The 17,335-nt window shown below is 67.0% G+C and carries 13 protein-coding genes; 3 read left to right on the top strand and 10 right to left on the bottom strand.

The features are described from left to right. The first annotated feature begins 2 nt into the window (after window positions 1-2). The gene (locus ACZ5Z2_RS00065) at window positions 3-1,466 is read left to right on the top strand and encodes a glutamate synthase subunit beta (RefSeq protein WP_464759948.1); all 1,464 of its coding nucleotides are present in this window, start codon (window positions 3-5) and stop codon (window positions 1,464-1,466) included. 339 nt (window positions 1,467-1,805) lie between these two features. On the opposite strand, the gene ACZ5Z2_RS00060 is transcribed toward ACZ5Z2_RS00065, so the two are convergent. After that, the gene (locus tag ACZ5Z2_RS00060; protein WP_464759947.1) at window positions 1,806-5,267 is read right to left on the bottom strand and encodes a PAS domain-containing hybrid sensor histidine kinase/response regulator; all 3,462 of its coding nucleotides are present in this window, start codon (window positions 5,265-5,267) and stop codon (window positions 1,806-1,808) included. A 73-nt stretch (window positions 5,268-5,340) separates the two neighbouring features. Here ACZ5Z2_RS00060 and ACZ5Z2_RS00055 point away from each other — a divergent pair, with 73 nt between their 5' ends. Beyond that, a complete protein-coding gene (locus ACZ5Z2_RS00055) occupies window positions 5,341-5,985 on the top strand; it encodes a 4'-phosphopantetheinyl transferase family protein (protein WP_464759946.1) in 645 nt (214 codons plus the stop codon). 43 nt (window positions 5,986-6,028) lie between these two features. Beyond that, a complete protein-coding gene (locus ACZ5Z2_RS00050) occupies window positions 6,029-6,772 on the top strand; it encodes a pyridoxine 5'-phosphate synthase (RefSeq protein WP_464759945.1) in 744 nt (247 codons plus the stop codon). A gap of 138 nt (window positions 6,773-6,910) precedes the next feature. Here ACZ5Z2_RS00050 and ACZ5Z2_RS00045 read toward each other — a convergent pair whose 3' ends face one another. The 9 genes from ACZ5Z2_RS00045 to dnaA form a co-directional block, all read right to left on the bottom strand. After that, entirely contained in the window at window positions 6,911-7,321 is a 411-nt protein-coding gene (locus ACZ5Z2_RS00045) for an ExbD/TolR family protein (RefSeq protein WP_464759944.1), read from the bottom strand. A gap of 6 nt (window positions 7,322-7,327) precedes the next feature. Continuing rightward, complete coding sequence (locus ACZ5Z2_RS00040; RefSeq protein WP_464759943.1) at window positions 7,328-7,753, bottom strand: ExbD/TolR family protein; 426 nt, start codon at window positions 7,751-7,753, stop codon at window positions 7,328-7,330. 11 nt (window positions 7,754-7,764) lie between these two features. Then, window positions 7,765-8,517 (bottom strand): MotA/TolQ/ExbB proton channel family protein, encoded by a 753-nt coding sequence (locus ACZ5Z2_RS00035; RefSeq protein ID WP_464759942.1) that lies wholly within the window; start codon window positions 8,515-8,517, stop codon window positions 7,765-7,767. 37 nt (window positions 8,518-8,554) lie between these two features. Beyond that, a complete protein-coding gene (locus ACZ5Z2_RS00030; protein WP_464759941.1) occupies window positions 8,555-9,217 on the bottom strand; it encodes an energy transducer TonB in 663 nt (220 codons plus the stop codon). Window positions 9,218-9,406: 189 nt separating this feature from the next. After that, complete coding sequence (locus ACZ5Z2_RS00025) at window positions 9,407-10,687, bottom strand: tetratricopeptide repeat protein (protein ID WP_464759940.1); 1,281 nt, start codon at window positions 10,685-10,687, stop codon at window positions 9,407-9,409. Between the two features lie 195 nt (window positions 10,688-10,882). After that, complete coding sequence (gene gyrB / locus ACZ5Z2_RS00020; RefSeq protein ID WP_464759939.1) at window positions 10,883-13,306, bottom strand: DNA topoisomerase (ATP-hydrolyzing) subunit B; 2,424 nt, start codon at window positions 13,304-13,306, stop codon at window positions 10,883-10,885. A 72-nt stretch (window positions 13,307-13,378) separates the two neighbouring features. Then, a complete protein-coding gene (gene recF, locus ACZ5Z2_RS00015) occupies window positions 13,379-14,458 on the bottom strand; it encodes a DNA replication/repair protein RecF (protein WP_464759938.1) in 1,080 nt (359 codons plus the stop codon). Between the two features lie 89 nt (window positions 14,459-14,547). Further along, complete coding sequence (dnaN, locus tag ACZ5Z2_RS00010) at window positions 14,548-15,648, bottom strand: DNA polymerase III subunit beta (RefSeq protein WP_464759937.1); 1,101 nt, start codon at window positions 15,646-15,648, stop codon at window positions 14,548-14,550. A gap of 252 nt (window positions 15,649-15,900) precedes the next feature. Beyond that, entirely contained in the window at window positions 15,901-17,235 is a 1,335-nt protein-coding gene (gene dnaA / locus ACZ5Z2_RS00005) for a chromosomal replication initiator protein DnaA (RefSeq protein ID WP_464759936.1), read from the bottom strand. Window positions 17,236-17,335 lie beyond the last annotated feature (100 nt).

Genomic DNA, 17,335 nt, shown 5'->3' with positions numbered 1-17,335 from the left:
CGATGGGCAAGATCACCGGCTTTCTCGAAATCGACCGCCTGGCGGAACCCGTCGAGGCGCCCGCCGAACGCAAGCGCCACTGGCGCGAGTTCGTGCGCCAGCTCGACAACGACGACGCGCAGAAGCAGGCCGCGCGCTGCATGGACTGCGGCATCCCGTTCTGCCACAGCGGCTGTCCGGTCAACAACATCATCCCGGACTTCAACGACCTGGTGTACCGCGGCGACTGGAAGCGCGCGCTGGACTCGCTGCACTCCACCAACAACTTCCCCGAGTTCACCGGCCGCATCTGCCCCGCGCCCTGCGAGGCGGCCTGCACGCTGAACATCGCCGGCGACGCGGTGGGCATCAAGTCGATCGAGCACAAGATCATCGACAAGGGCTGGGAGGAAGGCTGGGTGCTGCCGCAGCCGCCCGCGCGGCTCACCGGCAAGCGCGTGGCCGTGGTCGGCTCCGGCCCCGCCGGCCTCGCCTGCGCCCAGCAGCTCGCGCGCGCCGGCCACGCCGTCGTCGTGTTCGAGAAGAACGACCGCATCGGCGGCCTGCTGCGCTACGGCATCCCCGACTTCAAGCTGGAGAAGAGCCACATCGACCGCCGCGTCGAACAGTTGCGCGCCGAGGGCGTGGCGTTCCGCACCGGCGTCTACGTGGGCAACCCGCACGACGCCGGCGGCATCGGCCAGCGCGAAAGCGTCACGCCCGCGGAACTCAAGCGCGAATTCGACGCGGTGGTGATCGCCGGCGGCGCGGAGACGCCGCGCGACCTGCCGGTGCCCGGCCGTGAGCTGGCCGGCGTGCATTACGCGATGGACTTCCTGCCGCAGCAGAACCGCGTCAACGCCGGCGACACGCTGGACGCACAGACCCTCGCCACCGGCAAGCACGTGGTGGTGATCGGCGGCGGCGACACCGGCTCGGACTGCGTGGGCACCTCCAACCGCCACGGCGCCGCCGCGGTGACCCAGTTCGAGCTGCTGCCGCAGCCGCCGAAGCAGGAGGACAAGCCGCTCACCTGGCCGTACTGGCCGCTGCGCCTGCGCACCTCCAGCTCGCACGAGGAAGGCTGCCAGCGCGACTGGAGCGTGGCCACCAAGCGCTTCAACGCCGACGAGCACGGCCGCGTGCAGAGCCTCACCGCGGTGCGGCTGGAGTGGAAGGACGGCAGGATGAGCGAGGTCGCCGGCAGCGAGTTCGAGGTGCGCGCCGAGCTGGTGCTGCTGGCGATGGGCTTCACTGCGCCGCGCGCCAAGGTGCTCGATGCCTTCGGCGTGGACAAGGACGCGCGCGGCAACGCCAAGGCCGCCACCGACGGCCAGGCCGGCTACCGCACCAGCGTGGACAAGGTGTTCGCCGCCGGCGACATGCGCCGTGGCCAGTCGCTGGTGGTGTGGGCGATCCGCGAAGGACGCCAGTGCGCGCACGCGGTGGACGAATACCTGATGGGGCGCAGCGAACTGCCGCTTTAGAGCCTGGAAGCGTCATCCCAGCGAAAGCTCACTGCTTGTCCGGAATAATCCGGGGATGGTGTCGAAGGATGAAGGCCCGCGCCGCTTGCACGAAGCATTGCGAGAAGGCGACTTCATTTCCGATAACGACCACCTATCCAGACCGTCATCCCGGCGCAGGCCGGGATCCAGTAGCGACCATGTTCGCTCAGGCCGCATGGCCACTGGATGACTCGCTTCGCTCGCCCCTTCGGGGCCGCCCTGCGGGCGTTCTGCGCGCTTCGCGCTTGTCCGGCCTGCGCCGGAATGACGAGAAAGAATCCGCTGGGCCAACGAGGAGCGCGCGAGCAGGCTTTATGGCTATTGCCGTAGCCGCGCGGTGAGCAGCGCGCGCAACGCGGCGGGCCGCACCGGCTTGTGCAGCACCGGATAGCCCAGCGCACGCGCACGCTGCTTGAGCTCGCTGCTGCCGTCGGCGGTGATGAGCGCGGCGGGCGGCAACGGATCGCAGGCGGCGCGCAGCTGCTGCAAGGCCTGCAGGCCGTCGGCGCCATCGGCGCCATCGGCGAGGTGGTAGTCGGCGAGGATCAGATCCACCGCGCCGCGCCGCAGTTCGGCGGCGGCGGCGTCCACGTCGCGCGCGGTGCGGCAGTCCACGCCCCAGCGGCCCAGCAGGATGCGCATGCCGTCGAGGATGGCCGCGTCGTCGTCCAGGCACAGCACGGTGAGCGGCAGCTGTTCGTCGCCGCCGCTGCTGGCGCGGCGCATGCCCTGCCGGCGCGCGGGCGCGGCGGCAGCGCGCGGCACGATCACCGCGAAGCAGCTGCCGTGGCCGGGACGCGAATGCAGGTCGAGCCGGTGGTCGAGCATCGCGGCGATACGGTCGCAGATCGACAGGCCCAGGCCCAGGCCCTTCTCGCCCCACGGCGAGGGCTGCTCCAGCCGCTGGAACTCGCCGAAGATGCGCGCGCACTGTTCGGCGGGGATGCCGGGGCCGCTGTCCCACACCTCGATGCGCACTTCGCCGCCGTGCCGGCGCGCGCCCAGCAGCACGCCGCCGCGGCGCGTGTAGCGCAAGGCGTTGGAGAGGAAGTTCTGCAGCACGCGGCGCAGCAGTTGCGGGTCGCTGCGCACGGCGAGCTTGCTGGGCGCCACGCGCAGGCGCAGGCCGCGCTGCTCGGCCAGCGCCGCGAACTGGCTCTGCAGCGAATCGAACAACTCGGCCAGCGCGAAGTCGGCGATCTCCGGCCGGTAGGTGCCCGTGTCCAGGCGCGAGGTATCGAGCAGGGCGTCGAGCAGATCCTCGGCGGCGCGGAAGGAGGCGTCGATGCGCTCGGCCAGTTGCAGCGCCTCGGCATCCAGCCCCGGCTGCTGGCGCAGCGCGGAGGTGAACAGGCGCGCGGCGTTGAGCGGCTGCAGCAGGTCGTGGCTGGCGGCGGCGAGGAAACGCGTCTTGGAGGCATTCGCCGCCTCGGCGGTGCGCTGCGCCTGCGCGGTGGCGGCCAGCGCCTCGCTCAGTTCGGCGGTGCGCTGCTCCACGCGCTGCTCCAGCGTCTCGTTCGCCTCGATCAGCGCCTGCTCGGCGCGCTTGTACGCGGTGACGTCGGTGTAGGTGGTGACGTAGCCGCCGCCGGGCAGCGCGCGGCCGCGCATCTCGATGGTGCTGCCGTCCGCGCGCACGCGCTGGAACACGTGCGGCGTGCCGGCGCGCAGGTGGGCGAGGCGCTTGGCCACATGCGCGTCCGCCTCGCCGGGGCCGCATTCGCCATGCTCGGCGTTCCGGCGGATCAGCTCGGCCACCGGCACGCCCACGTAGACCATGCCGTCGGGGTAGCCGAACAGCTCCAGGTAACGCCGGTTCCACGCCACCACGCGCATCTCGGCATCGACCACGCTGATGCCCTGCGTGACGTTTTCCAGCGTGGAGGAAAGCAGCGCGCGGTTGAAGCGCAGCTCCTGCGACGCCTCGTCCATCAGCGCCATCGACTCGGCGATGTCCAGCCCCGAGCCAGACAGCGCACCCATCAGGATGCGCCGCGCGCTGGCCGCGCCCACCGCGCCGGCGAGCAGGCGTTCGGTGTGCTGGATCAGCGCGCGGTCGGCCGCTTCGCCCGGCAGCAGCGGTTTGCCGCGCAGCTGCGCGTATTCCGCGAACGCGCGCTCGGTGCCGCGCTGGCCCACGATGCGCGTGGCGATGGTGCGCAGGTCAGCGGCGGCCACGCGGCCGCGCCAGTCGCCCACGCCATCGCGGCTGGCCGAATACGGGGCGACGAACAGCGCCGCGTGCAGGCGTTCTTCCAGCGTCGGCCGCCAGCGCAGCGAGACGAATACCAGGCAGCCGACGTTGACCAGCAGCGACCACGTCGTGCCGATCAGCAAGGGATCGTCGCTGCCGTAGCGGAGCCGCAGCCAGTCCAGACCCAGCGAGCCGCCCTGCCGCCAGCTTCCCACGTGCAGCATCGCCGGCAGCAGCAGGATCCACGCCCACACCGCGAAGCCGGCCAGCAACCCGATGACCACGCCGCGCCGGCTGGCGCCGCGCCAGTACAGCGCGGCCACGATGGCCGGCGCCAGCTGCACCACCGCCGCGAACGCGAGCAGGCCGGTGGCGGCGAGGTTCTCGGTGTCGGCCACCTCGCGGTAATAGCCGTAGGCCAATGCCGCCAGCGCCACGATGGCCACGCGGCGCACGCGCAACACCAGCTGCGAGAGGTCGCTGCGGTGTTCCAGCCGCAGGCGGCGCACGCGCAGCAGCGCCGGCATCACCAGGTCGTTGCTGATCATCGTCGACAGCGCCACCGCCGCCACGATGGTCATGCCGGTGGCCGCGGAGAAACCGCCCACGAAGGCCAGCATCGCCATGCCGTGGCTGCCCAGCGCCAGCGGCAGGTTGAGCACCCAGGCGTCGGGCAGGCCGTCGCGCACCGCGGGCAATTGCGCGCCGGCGGCCACGATCGGCGGCACCGCCAGGATGATGGCCAGCATGTACAGCGGGAACATCCAGCGTGCGCGATGCAGGTCGCGCGCGTCCTCGCATTCGACCACGCCGATCTGGAATTGCCGCGGCAGGCAGAACATCGCGAAGAACGCCAGCAGGGTCTGCACGGCGAAGCCCGCCGTGATGCCCTGCCCCGGATGTTCGGACGGCATGTTCATGGTCGCCGCCAGGCCGGGGCCGTGGCGCACGGCAAACAGGGCCAGCGCCACGAACGTCACCAGCTTGATCAGCGATTCCAGCGCGATCGCCAGCATCAGGCCGTGGTGATGTTCGGTGGCATCGATGCTGCGCGTGCCGAACAGGATGGCGAACGCCGCGAGCAGGCCCGCGCACCATAGCGCCGGATCCGCCGCCATGGCGCCGCCCGGGCCTGGCGCGCGGCCGCCCAGCACCGCAAACGACATCGCCACCGCCTTCAGCTGCAGGGCGATGTACGGCAGCACCGCCACCACCGCGATGAGCGCCACCAGGGCGGCCAGGCCGTGCGATTTGCCGAAGCGCGCGCCGATGAAATCGGCGATCGAGGTGATGTTGCGCTGCTGCGCCACCTGCACCAGCCGGCGCAGCAGGCCGAAGCCGAACACGAACAGCAGCACCGGGCCGAGGTAGATCGGCAGGTAGCCCAGCCCGTCGCGCGCGGCCGTGCCCACCGCGCCGTAGAACGTCCACGACGAGCAGTACACCGCCAGCGCCAGCGAGTAGACGATGGGCCGCAAGCGCGGCTGGCGCGGGTACAGCGGACGCCGGTCGCCCGCCCAGGCCACGCCGTACAGCAAGCCCACGTAGAGCAAGGCGACGAGCAGCAGCAGCCAGCCGGCGATCACGCGACCTCCCCACCCAACGACGTTGCCGGCCGTGCGCTTGTGCGCGGCGGCGCCTGTCCGTCAGCATGCACGCATGCACAGCATCGACGGATTCCTGCCCGCGAAAGTAGCAGAGCCCCTGCGGGCTGACGAGATTCAGGTCTGGCGTCTGAACCGCCCGCACGGCGCCAAGCGGCAACCGCTGCTGGCGCTGCTCGCGCGCCATCTCGGCATCGACGCGGCGGACGTGCGGCTGGTGGCAGGCGAGCACGGCCGACCCGCGCTGGATGCGGTGCACGGCAACGCGTTCGACTTCAACTGGTCGCACAGCGGCGAGCAGGCGCTGGTGGCGCTGGCGCAAGGGCTCTCGCCGGGCATCGACCTGGAGCGCCGGCGCGAACGCGCGAACGCGCTGGAGATCGCCCGGCGCTTCTTCACCGCCGAAGAGGCGGCATGGCTGGGCGCGCTGGGCGAAGGCGAACGCAGCGCCGCCTTCCTCGAACTGTGGACAGCGCACGAGGCGGTGCTGAAGGCACTGGGGCGCGGCATCGCGTTCGGCCTGGACAAGCTGGCGTTTCGCCGCGACGCGGGCCGGCTCGTGCTGCGCCGGCTGGATGGCGACGAACCGGACGCGTGGCAATTGCACACGCTGGATGCGGGCGCCGACGCGTTCGCCGCCCTGGCCTGGCGCGGCCCGCCGCGCCGCATCCGCCTGTTCACGCTTGCCGACGGCGGATGATCGCGGCAGTGTTGCGTTTCTCCTTTCGTGACGGATCGCCGGCATGACCCTGCTCAGCGTCAACCTCAACAAGATCGCCGTGCTGCGCAATTCGCGCGGCGGCGGCGAGCCCGACATCTGCCGCGCCGCGCAGACCTGCATCGAGAACGGCTGCGGCGGCATCACCGTGCATCCGCGGCCGGACATGCGCCACGTGCGCCCCGACGACGTGCGCGCGCTGGCCGCGATGTTGCGCGGTCGCGTCGAATACAACATCGAGGGCAATCCCTTTGCCGCGCCGCGTGGCGAGTATCCCGGCCTGATCCAACTCGCCCGCGAGGTGCGCCCGACCCAGGTGACCCTGGTGCCCGACAGCGACGGCCAGATCACCTCCGATCACGGTTTCGAGTTGCCGCGCGACATCGAGCGGCTGCGCCCGCTGGTGGACGAGCTCAACGCCATCGGCTGCCGCGTCAGCCTGTTCGTGGACGCCGGCCCGCAGGACTTCGCGGCGGCGAAAGCCATCGGCGTGCAGCGCGTCGAAATCTATACCGGCCCCTACGCCGAAGCCTTCGCCGAGGGCGAGCCGGACGCGGTACTGGCGGATTGCGCCGCGACCGCGCGGCTGGCGCAGCAGGCCGGCCTTGCCGTGAACGCGGGCCACGACCTCAGCCAGGCGAACCTCGGTACGTTCAAGGCCGCGATCCCGGGGCTGGCCGAAGTGTCGATCGGCCATGCACTGATCGGCGAGGCCTTATACGAGGGACTGGCCACCACGGTGCGCAATTACCTGCAGATCCTGCGCTAGGAGCCTGCCCCCTGCACGGCTTCGCCGCGGCGAGGCCATCGCACAGCGGATGCGTTACGTGCCTACCTGATCCCACAAACGCCAACCCCCGCACTGGGCGGGGGTTGGCGCGGGTAACGCGATTGCGGCCGTTGCGGTTTACTGGTCGCTGTCGGTGAATCCGATCTTGACCAGGTTGTACTGCTTGGCGTCCGCCAGCACGGTGGCCACGTACTGGTAGGCCGTGTCGTTGGCCGCCTTGATCTGGATTTCCGGCTGGTTGGTCTGCTGGGCGATCACCGCGAACTGCGCCTTGAGGCCCAGCTCGTCAACCGGCGTATCGTTCCAGTAGAACGCGCCCGACTGGTCGATCTTGAGGTTGATCGGTTCCGGCGGATTGGTCGGCGGGATCTGGTTCGGGTTCGGTTGCGGCAGGTCGATCTTGATCTTCAGCAGCGGAATCGGTGCGGTCACCATGAAGATGATCAGCAGCACCAGCATCACGTCGATCAGCGGCGTGATGTTGATGTCGGCCATCGGGCCGCCCGTGCTGTTGGTGGAGAAAGCCATGACTCGTTACTCCTTCGCTGCAGGGGCGGACGTCATGAAGCCGACGTGCACCATGCCCTGCCCCTTGGCATCGCTGATGGCCTTGAACACCGTCTTCCACTGGATGCCCTTGTCGGCGCGGATCTGCAGTTCCGGCTGGGGCGACTTCTGCGCGGCCACCGCCAACTGGGACTTCAACTGCGTTTCGCTGACCGGCTGATCCTGCAGGTACATCGAGCCGTCTTCCTTGATGGCCAGATCCAGCGGCGGCGTCTCGATCTTCGTCTCATCGCTCTTCGGCGCCGCAACCGGCACCGTGATCGTGACCGTGTGGGACATCAGCGGTGCCGTGATCATGAAGATGATCAGCAGCACCAACATCACGTCCGCAAGCGGCGTGACGTTGATTTCCGAAACCGGACCGCCGGTATTGCCTCCGACGCTCATTGCCATGGGTCAGGCCCTCACTTGCCTTCGACGCGCGAACCGGTCGCGAAGAAGTCGTGCAGGTCGTGCGCGAACTCGTCGAAGCGGGCGAAGATGATGCGGTTCGAGCGGTTGAAGAAGTTGAACGCGAGCAGCGCCGGGATGGCGGCGCCCAGACCGATGGCGGTCATGATCAGCGCTTCACCCACCGGGCCGGCCACGGCGGTCATCGAGGCGTTGCCGCTGGCGGCGATGCCGGTCAGCGCGCCGTAGATGCCCATCACGGTACCGAGCAGGCCGACGAACGGAGCCGACGAGCCCACGGTGGCGAGCAGGGTCTGGCCGCCTTCGAGGCGCAGGCTCTCGCGGGCCACGGCCTGGCGCAGGGCGCGGTCGACGAACTCGGAACGGGTCAGCGACTCGGCCAGGCCGCCCTTGTTGGCCTGCTGGTGGTGGGCCACCGCCGAGGCGGCGTCCAGCGCGATCTTGGAGAAGGGTTCGCCCTTGGGCTGGGCTTCCAGCTCACGGATGGCGTCCTGCGTGGAGCCGTTGCTCCAGAAGCCGTTGATGACCTTGTCGGCGCGGCCGCGCACCATCGAGTTGCGGATGGCGTTGGCGATGATGAAGTACCACGACAGGAAGGACATCACCACGAGGGTGATGAACACCACCCAGCCCACCCAGTTGAAGTTCTGGACGAGGTTGGCGAAGCCCATCTGCTTCATGGCTTCGGCGTTGGAGTTGCCGGCCACCTGGGCGGCATCGGTCGTTGCAGGAGTCTGTAGGAACATAACGCTACCCTTGGGAAGTCAAGCGTGAACTGGGGAATTACAAGCTGTTGAGATTGAAGGTGACCGGAACGCGTGCGTAGCCTTCCACTTTCTGGCCATTCTTGACCTCGGGATTGAAGCGCCACTTCTGTGCCGTTTCGATCGCCGCGCGGTCAAGTTCGTGGTATCCGCTGGACTTGTCGATCTTGATGTCCTTCGGCGCACCGTCGGTGCCCACGAGGATCAACAGGATCACCGTGCCCTCATGGCGTTGGCGAATGGCCTGCGGCGGATAGCGCGGCGTGATCCGGCTGTTGTAGCTGAGATCCGAACCCGCGGCGATATCGGTCGGCGGCGCCGGCGGCGCCGGCGGCGCCGGTGGCGCCGCTGCGACCGCGTTCTGCGACACCTCTTCCACCGGCGGCGGCGGTGCCGGCGGCGGCGGGGTCGGCGGCGGAACCACCTGCTTGATGATCTTCGGCGGCGGCTGCTTCGGCGGCTCCGGCGGCGGCGGCGGCGGTGGCGGTGGCGGCGGCGGCGGCTCGATGAAGTTCACCTGCACGATCTGTTCTTTCTTCGCGTGCTTCTGGCCCGGAGGCGCCATGGGCGCGAGCAGGATGAGAAACGCGAAGGCGTGCAGACCAACGGCGAATGCCAACGCCAGGGTTCGTTTCCAACTGAACCCCTCTTCGCGTTCTGTGTCTTCGGTACTAGAGGCCATCTGTCACTATCTGGAGCTGGGACGGAGAAAGCGTCGCCGCAGGCCCGGCATGTTCCGTCTGGCATATGGACGAAACAGGCCGCTGGGGTTACGCAGGGAAGGTTTCAACGGTACAACAGCGTCTGGCTTTTGTATAGCGCTTGCGAGGCAGGTGAATGGACGTCCATCTACCGTGTCCTTGTGCGCCGGTTACTTGCCGCTCTTGCGCAGCCAGTCCTTGGCCTTGCTGGCGGTTTCGGGATCCTGCGCGGCTTGTTTCATCGCCGCGATCGCAGCCGGCTTGTCCTTGAGCTGGCGATCCGACTCCGCAAGCATCATGTAGGCACGGCCCTTGTGCTTGACGCCCTTGGCGATGCCCTGGGTGAGGTACTTGCGGGCGTCGGAGAACTTCTGATCCTGGAAATAAGCGGCGCCCAGCGACACGTCCACTTCGCCGTCGGTGGCCAGGGGCGAACCCTTCTGGTAGTACCCGATGGCCTTGGCGTCGTTCTCGCCGATCATGGCGGCGTCGCCGGCCAGCTTGTAGTTGTCCGCGCTGGGCTTGATCGCGCCCTTGGCCACGCCGTCGTCGAATACGGCCAGCGCCTTGGCGCTGCCGCTCTTGGTGTCGCCGCCGTTCTGCGCCTGCAGCAGGTAGGCCTTGACCAGGTTGACCCAGTCGCCTTCGTCCTTCAGCGCACCGTTCGCGCGGCCCTCTTCGAGCACCTTGATCGCGCCGGCGTAATCCTGCTGCTGCAACAGGACGGCGCTGGCGTTGTGCAGCATGCTGCTGTCGGTGGGATTCTTCTCGTACTCGGCCTGCGCCATCTTTGCCGCGTCGCCGCCCTGGCCGGATTCGGCGTAGCTGGCCATCAGGATCTGGTTCCAGGAGTCTTGCGGCTTGTCGGTGAGCGACTTGGCCTTCTGGATGGCGGCGATCGCCTCCGGGTATTTCTCGAGGCGGTAGTAGTCCATGCCGGCGAGTCCGTAGGACTCCGCGGTTTCGCGCTTGCCTTCGGCGCGCCACTTGGCGAGCGTATCCAGCGAGGTCTGGTACTGCTGGTCGGCGGCATACATCTGGGCCAGCTCGTACATCAGCTGGAAGTAGGTGTCGTTCGGCATCACGCCGTCGTCGAGCGCCTTCTGCAGCAGCGGGATCGCACCCTTGATGTCGCCCGCGTTGTAGGACACGTTGGCCAAGCCCTGCAGCGCGATGGCTTGCGCGTACTTGCTCTTGCTGTTGTCGATGATGGGCTGCAGCAGTTGCTGGGCCTTGGCCTTGTCGCCGCTGTTCACCGCGTCCAGGCCTTCGTTGAGCGCCTTCTGCTCCTTCGAGCTGGTCAGGTCGAGCTTCGGCTCGGCGCGCGTGGCGTTCGGATACAGCGCTGCCGGCTTGTCCTTCGAGGCATCGGCCGCATGGACAGGTGCCGCTGCGATGGTGAACGCCAATGCGGCGCCGGCCAGCATCGTGAACAAGGGCGTGTGCTTCATGGCGATCCTCGGATATCGGGAGTTTTTTACGCGATGCATCATGCGTAGGGGATCGCTGAGACTACCCTGAGCGGCGTGTGAATGACAAGTTGCAGCGCGGCAACAAAGTGCCTTTCAAATCAAGGGCTTGTGAATAAATCATCCATACGCCGCCGCATTGCGCGGCGGCGTGAATCATGACGGCGCAATACCGGCTCAGATATCGAGGTTGGCGACCTTGAGCGCGTTGGCCTCGATGAAGTCGCGACGCGGCTCGACCGCCTCGCCCATCAGCATGGAGAACATCTGGTCGGCGGCGAACGCATCCTCGATGCCCACCTGCAGCATGCGGCGGGTTTCCGGGTTCACCGTGGTTTCCCACAGCTGCTCGGGATTCATTTCGCCCAGACCCTTGAAGCGCTGGATGGTGCGGCCCTTCTTGGCTTCATCCAGCAGCCAGCTGCGCACGTCGGCGAAACGGACGACGCCGCGCGAGGCATTGCCGCGGCGAACCACGGCTTCGGCCTGGATCAGCCCGGCCAGTTGCTGGCTCACGTGCAGGATGGGCCGGAATTCCGCTCCGGCGAAGAACGGTTGCGGCAGCAGCAGGGTATGGCTGAGGCCGTGCTGCTCGCGCACCACCTCGATGGCTGCCGGATGCTCGCCCTGCGCTGGGCGCAGCGACAGCTTGTAGCGCGGCTTGCCCAGGCCGCTGGCGGCAAGGCGGGTGGCGATGCCGTCTAGCCAGTTCCGCATGGCGTCGGCATCGGCCCACAGTTCCGGGCTGATCGGCGTGTGCTCCAGCAATGCCGACAGCACGCTGGTGTCGAAGCGGTGGCCGAGGCGCTCGATCTGATCCAGCGCGGCCTGGTAATCGCGCAGCAGCTTTTCCAGCGCTTCGCCGGTGATGGCGGGCGCCGCCGGATCGGCCACCAGTTCGGCGTTGTCCACCGCGTTGGAGATCAGGTAGGCGTTGAGTGCCGCATCGTCCTTCAGGTACAGCTCCTGCTTGCCCTGCTTCAGCTTGTACAGCGGCGGCAGGCCGATGTAGACGTGGCCGCGCTCGATCAGATCGGGCATCTGGCGGTAGAAAAAGGTGAGCAGCAGGGTGCGGATGTGCGAGCCGTCCACGTCCGCGTCGGTCATGATGATGATGTGGTGGTAGCGCAGCTTGTCCGGGTTGTAGTCCTCCTTGCCGATGCCGGTGCCCAGCGCGGTGATCAGCGTGCCGACTTCGGCGGAGGACAGCATCTTGTCGAAGCGGGCCTTTTCGACATTGAGGATCTTGCCCTTGAGCGGCAGCACGGCCTGGGTCTTGCGGTTGCGGCCCTGCTTGGCCGAACCGCCGGCGGAGTCGCCCTCGACCAGGAATAGTTCGCACAGCGCCGGATCCTTTTCCTGGCAGTCGGCCAGCTTGCCGGGCAGGCCGGCGATGTCCAGCGCGCCCTTGCGGCGGGTCATCTCGCGCGCCTTGCGCGCGGCCTCACGGGCACGCGCGGCGTCCACCACCTTGGAGGCGATGGCCCGGGCTTCGTTGGGATGTTCCAGCAGGAATTCGCTGAGCTTCTCGTAGACCGCCTGCTCCACCACCGTCTTCACCTCGGAGGAGACCAGCTTGTCCTTGGTCTGCGAGGAGAATTGCGGGCCGGGCACCTTCACCGAGAGCACGGCGATCATGCCTTCGCGCATGTCGTCGCCGGAGAGCGCGACCTTGGCGTTCTTGGCCAGGCCTTCCTTCTCGATGTAGCCGGTGAGTGCACGGGTGAGCGCCACGCGGAAGCCGGTGAGATGGGTGCCGCCGTCGCGCTGCGGGATGTTGTTGGTGAAGCAGAACATCGTCTCGTTGTACGAGTCGGTCCACTGCATCGCCACTTCCACGCTGATCTTGTCCTGCTGGGCGTACAGGCTGATCACGTTCGGATGCAGCGCCGTCTTGAGCTGGGCAAGGTGCTGCACGAAGGAGCGGATGCCGCCTTTGTAGACGTAGGTGTCGTGCCGCCCTTCCCCGCGCTCGTCCCGCAATTCGATGTGGACGCCGGAATTGAGGAAGGCCAGCTCGCGCAGGCGACGGGCCAGCACGTCGTAGTGGAACTCGGTCAGCTTGAAGACCTGCGGACTGGGCAGGAAACGCACGGTGGTGCCGCGCTTGTCCGAAGGGCCGACTTCCTTCAGCGGATAGAGCGGCTCGCCCAGCACGTATTCCTGCTGGTATTCGTGGCCGTCGCGGCAGATCGTGAGCCACAGGTGGTCGCTGAGTGCGTTCACCACCGACACGCCCACGCCGTGCAGGCCGCCGGAAATCTTGTCGTCGTCGAACTTGCCGCCGGCATGCAGCACCGTCATCACCACCTCGGCGGTGGAACGGCCCTCTTCCGGATGCGTGTCCACCGGAATGCCACGGCCGTTGTCGGTGACGCCGACCGAGCCATCGTCGAGGATGGTCACGGTCACGCGATCGCAGAATCCGGCCAGCGCCTCGTCGATGGAGTTGTCCACCACCTCGAACACCATGTGGTGCAGTCCGGTGCCATCGCCCACGTCGCCGATGTACATGCCGGGGCGCTTGCGAACCGCTTCCAGGCCTTTCAGCACCTTGATGTTGCTGGAGTCGTACTGCGAGTCGTTGGTGGGTTCGTTCATGCGGCTTCCGACGGTTCCTGGAGGTGCGGCAGACGCGGCGTGCAAATCGTTGAGCCGCGGCGCAATCCCTGATTATAGCAGGGGTGTCAGGTAGCCCTGTTCCACGTGGAACATGCGGTGGGGCAGCCCACGCAAGGGTTCGGGAAGGCTCGTACCGGTTACCAGCACCTGTGCCCCGCTTTCGGCCAGCTGGGCGATCACCGCGGCCTGATGCGCCTCGTCCAGCTCGGAAGCGAGGTCGTCCAGGCAGATGATCGGCCAGTCGCCGTGCTGGTCGGCATAGAGCCTTGCCTGCGCCAGCATGCAGCCCAGTGCGACAAGTTTTTCCTGCCCGCGGGAAAGATGCTCCCGCTGTGGCGCATGATCGAAAGCCAACGACCAGTCCGCGCGATGTGCGCCCAAGCTGGTATGACCACGGGCAAGGTCTTTGCCACGTTGTGCTTCCAGTTGCTCGCGTAGATTCTTTTCTTCGGCCCAGCCGCGGCGATAGCGAAGCTCCGGCTCGCCAAGCTCGGGCAGCAGGCTGTTCACGCAGGCGTGCAGGCAGGGACGCAGGCGCTCCAGATAATCCTGGCGCAAGCCGTCGATCCAATCAGCCAGGCTGGCCAGCTCGGTTTCCCACGGTGCGTACAGCGATGAACCGGGTTCGACGCCACTGCGCAGCAGACTGTTGCGCTGTTTCAAGGCGCGTTGATAGCGGCGCCAGCCATCCAGAAAGCGGTGTTCCACGTGGAACACGCCCCAATCGAGAAAGCGACGACGTTCGTCGGCGGCTCCGGCGATCAGTGCATGCGAACCCGGCTCGAAGCACGTAACAGCACATTCGGCAATCAATTCGCCCAGGCTGGCCCCCTCGCCTTCCACGCGGGCTTCCCACCGGGAGGCCTCACGCCCCAGGCCCAGCCGCAGCAGCCGATCATTCGGCTGACGCAATTCCGCGAACACCGACAAACGCGGTGCGCCACGCGCCAGCAGGGCTTCCCGGGCGCCGCTACGGAACGAACGCGCGTGCGACAGCAGGAAGACCGCTTCCAGCACACTGGTCTTGCCTGCCCCGTTGGCGCCCACGAAGACGTTGATGCCGGGCGCGAGCGCCAGATCGGCTTCATGCAGGCAGCGCAGAGCCTGGATGCGTAGGCGTTCCAACCTCATGCCCACGGAATCCCAAAGCAAGAACGCCGGAGCGTCTGGCGACAACTCCGGCGTTGCTCGTTTTTACCTAGCCTGCCGAGCGGCATGCGTCAGAGGCGCAAAGGCATGATGACGTGACGGGCCTGCTCGCTGTCGTGTTCCTGCACGAGGCAGCTGGACTGCGCATCACGCAGGCTCAAACGGGCCTGTTCGCCGCGCAGCGCGGAGAGCGCATCCAGCAGATAACCCACGTTGAAACCCACGGCGAGATCGGAAACGTGGGTATCGGCTTCGACTTCTTCCACCGCCTCTTCCTGCTCGGGGTTGTGGGCCACGATGCGCAGCTTGCCCGGCGACAGCTCTAGCTTCACGCCGCGGTACTTCTCGTTGGAAAGGATCGCGGCGCGCTGCAGTGCGCCGCGCAGCACTTCGCGATCCAGCGTGGCGGTCTTGTCCGCACCCAGCGGAATCACCGCCTCGTAATCGGGGAAACGGCCGTCGATCAGCTTGGAAGTGAAGGTGACGCCACCGCGGCGCACGCGCAGGTGATTGCGGCCGAATTCCAGTTCCACTTCGCCATCGCCCGGTTCCAGCAGGCCGACCAGTTCGTTGACGCCCTTGCGCGGAATGATGATCTGCCGCCGCGCCTTCACCGAAGTCGCCAGGCTGGTTTCCTTCATCGCGAGGCGGTGGCCGTCGGTGGCCACGCAGCGCAGGCTGTGCTCCTGCAGATCCAGCAGCATGCCGTTCAGGTAGTAGCGCACGTCCTGGTTCGCCATGGCGAACGCCGTACGTTCCATCAGGTCGCGCAGGGCTTCTTCCGGCAGGCTGACTTTTTCCACCAGTTCGATCGAGTCGATGGTGGGAAACTCGCTGGCGGGCAGGGTCGTCAAGGTGAACCGGCTGCGCCCGGCATTCAGGGCGACGCGATCGCCATTGAGCTTGAGCTCGACGGTGGCACCATCCGGCAGTGCGCGCACGATGTCGAAGAACTTGCGCGCGGGGATGGTGATCTCGCCGTCGACCAGTTTGTCGGCCGTGGAAGTGGCGATCATCTCCACCTCCAGATCCGTGCCGGTCAGCGAGAGCTGGCCATCGACGACCTTGACCAGCAGGTTGGCCAGAACCGGTAGGGTTTGACGGCGTTCCACCACGCCCACGACCTGCTGAAGTGGCTTGAGCAGAGCTTCCCGTTGGATGCTGAATTGCATGTCTGCGCGTCCCCTATGCCTGCTGTTCTGTCTTTAAAAGAAAGTTGGTAGTTGCTGTAGACGGCGTGGATAACTTTATTTCGCCGTTTAACCATTTTGAATCAAAGACTTGTTTGATTTTTCGAATGTGCGGAAAGCGGTGGCCTGCAGGTGGGCGGAATGTGGATAACTTTACCGCCTCGTCCATCCACGCATTATCCACAGCTTCCCGCCCAGCTTATCAAGAACTTGTGCCTTCGCCTGCGGAAAAACTCAACCGGTAAGGATCCGGATCAGCTGTTCCCAGTCTTGCCGCATGCGGGTGTCGGCTTCGCACAGTTTCTTGATCGTGCGGCAGGCATGCAGCACCGTGGTGTGGTCACGGCCACCGAAGGCCTCGCCGATCTCGGGCAGGCTGTGGTCGGTCAGTTCCTTGGAAAGCGCCATCGCGATCTGCCGCGGCCGAGCCAGCGAGCGCACGCGGCGCGTGGAAAGCAGATCCTGCAAACGGATGTTGAAGTACTCGGCCACCATCTTCTGGATGTTCGGCACCGTTACCGCTTGCGCATGGGTAGCCAGCAGGTCGCGCAGGGTTTCCTCGGCGAAGTCGGTGGTAATCGGCTTGCCGTAGAAGTTCGCGCGCGCCGCCAGCGTGTTCAGCGCGCCCTCGAGGTCGCGCACGTTGGAGCGGATGCGCTTGGCCAGCAGCATCGCCACGTGCTCGTCCACCGCCACGCCCTTGTCCTGCGCCTTGGAGAGCAGGATCGCCGCGCGCGTCTCGAAATCCGGCGGCTCGATCGCCACGGAAAGGCCCCAGCCCAGGCGCGACTTCAGCCGCGGCTCCAGCTTGTCCACTTCCTTGGGGTAGCGGTCGCAGGTGAGGATGATCTGCTGCTTGGACTCGAACAGCGCGTTGAAGGTGTGGAAGAACTCCTCCTGCGTGGTGTCCTTGCCGGCGAAGAACTGGATGTCGTCGATCAGCAGCGCGTCCACCGAGCGGAAGCGCAGCTTGAACTGATCCATGCTCTTGGTGCGCAGCGCTTCGATCATCGCGCCCACGAACTGCTCCGAGCGCAGGTACAACACCTTGCAGCTCGGGTTGTGCTGCCGCATCAGGTTGCCGGCGGCGTGCATCAGGTGAGTCTTGCCGAGGCCGGTGCCGCCGTACAGCAGCAGCGGGTTGTAGGCGCGGCCGGGGTTCTGCGCCACCTGCATCGCAGCGGCCTTGCCCAGCTGGTTGGACTTGCCCTCGACGAAGGTCTCGAAGGTGTAGTGCGGGTCGAGATTGTGGCTGAAGGCCGGCGCCGGGGCGGGCTCGGCCACGCCGGCGCCGGTGGTCTTGGCGACCGGCTTGGCCGGCTGGCGCGGCGCGCTGGAGCCCACGTCCAGCCGCACCGGCAGCTCGCGGCCGGCCAGCTGGGCCAGCAACGCGCCGATCTGCGGCAGGTAGCGCTCGCGCACCGTTTCCAGGGTATAGGGGTTGGGAGCGAACAGGGATAGCCCGGTTTCGTCCTCGCGGGCCTGCAACGGCATCAGCCAGGTGTGCAGATCCTCGGCGCTCAACTCGCCTTCCAGACGCTCCAGGCAGCGCCGCCACAACTCACTCATGAAGTCTCTCGTCCACAGGCTTGGGAGCGCTTGCGCGCAGGGTGGATCGACAAGTCTAGCAGCAGGCATTGGCGCATCATCCACAAACCATCCACATGGC

This window comes from Rhodanobacter sp. G1 (genome assembly GCF_055397855.1).
This window is presented reverse-complemented; position numbering and strand designations above follow the sequence as displayed.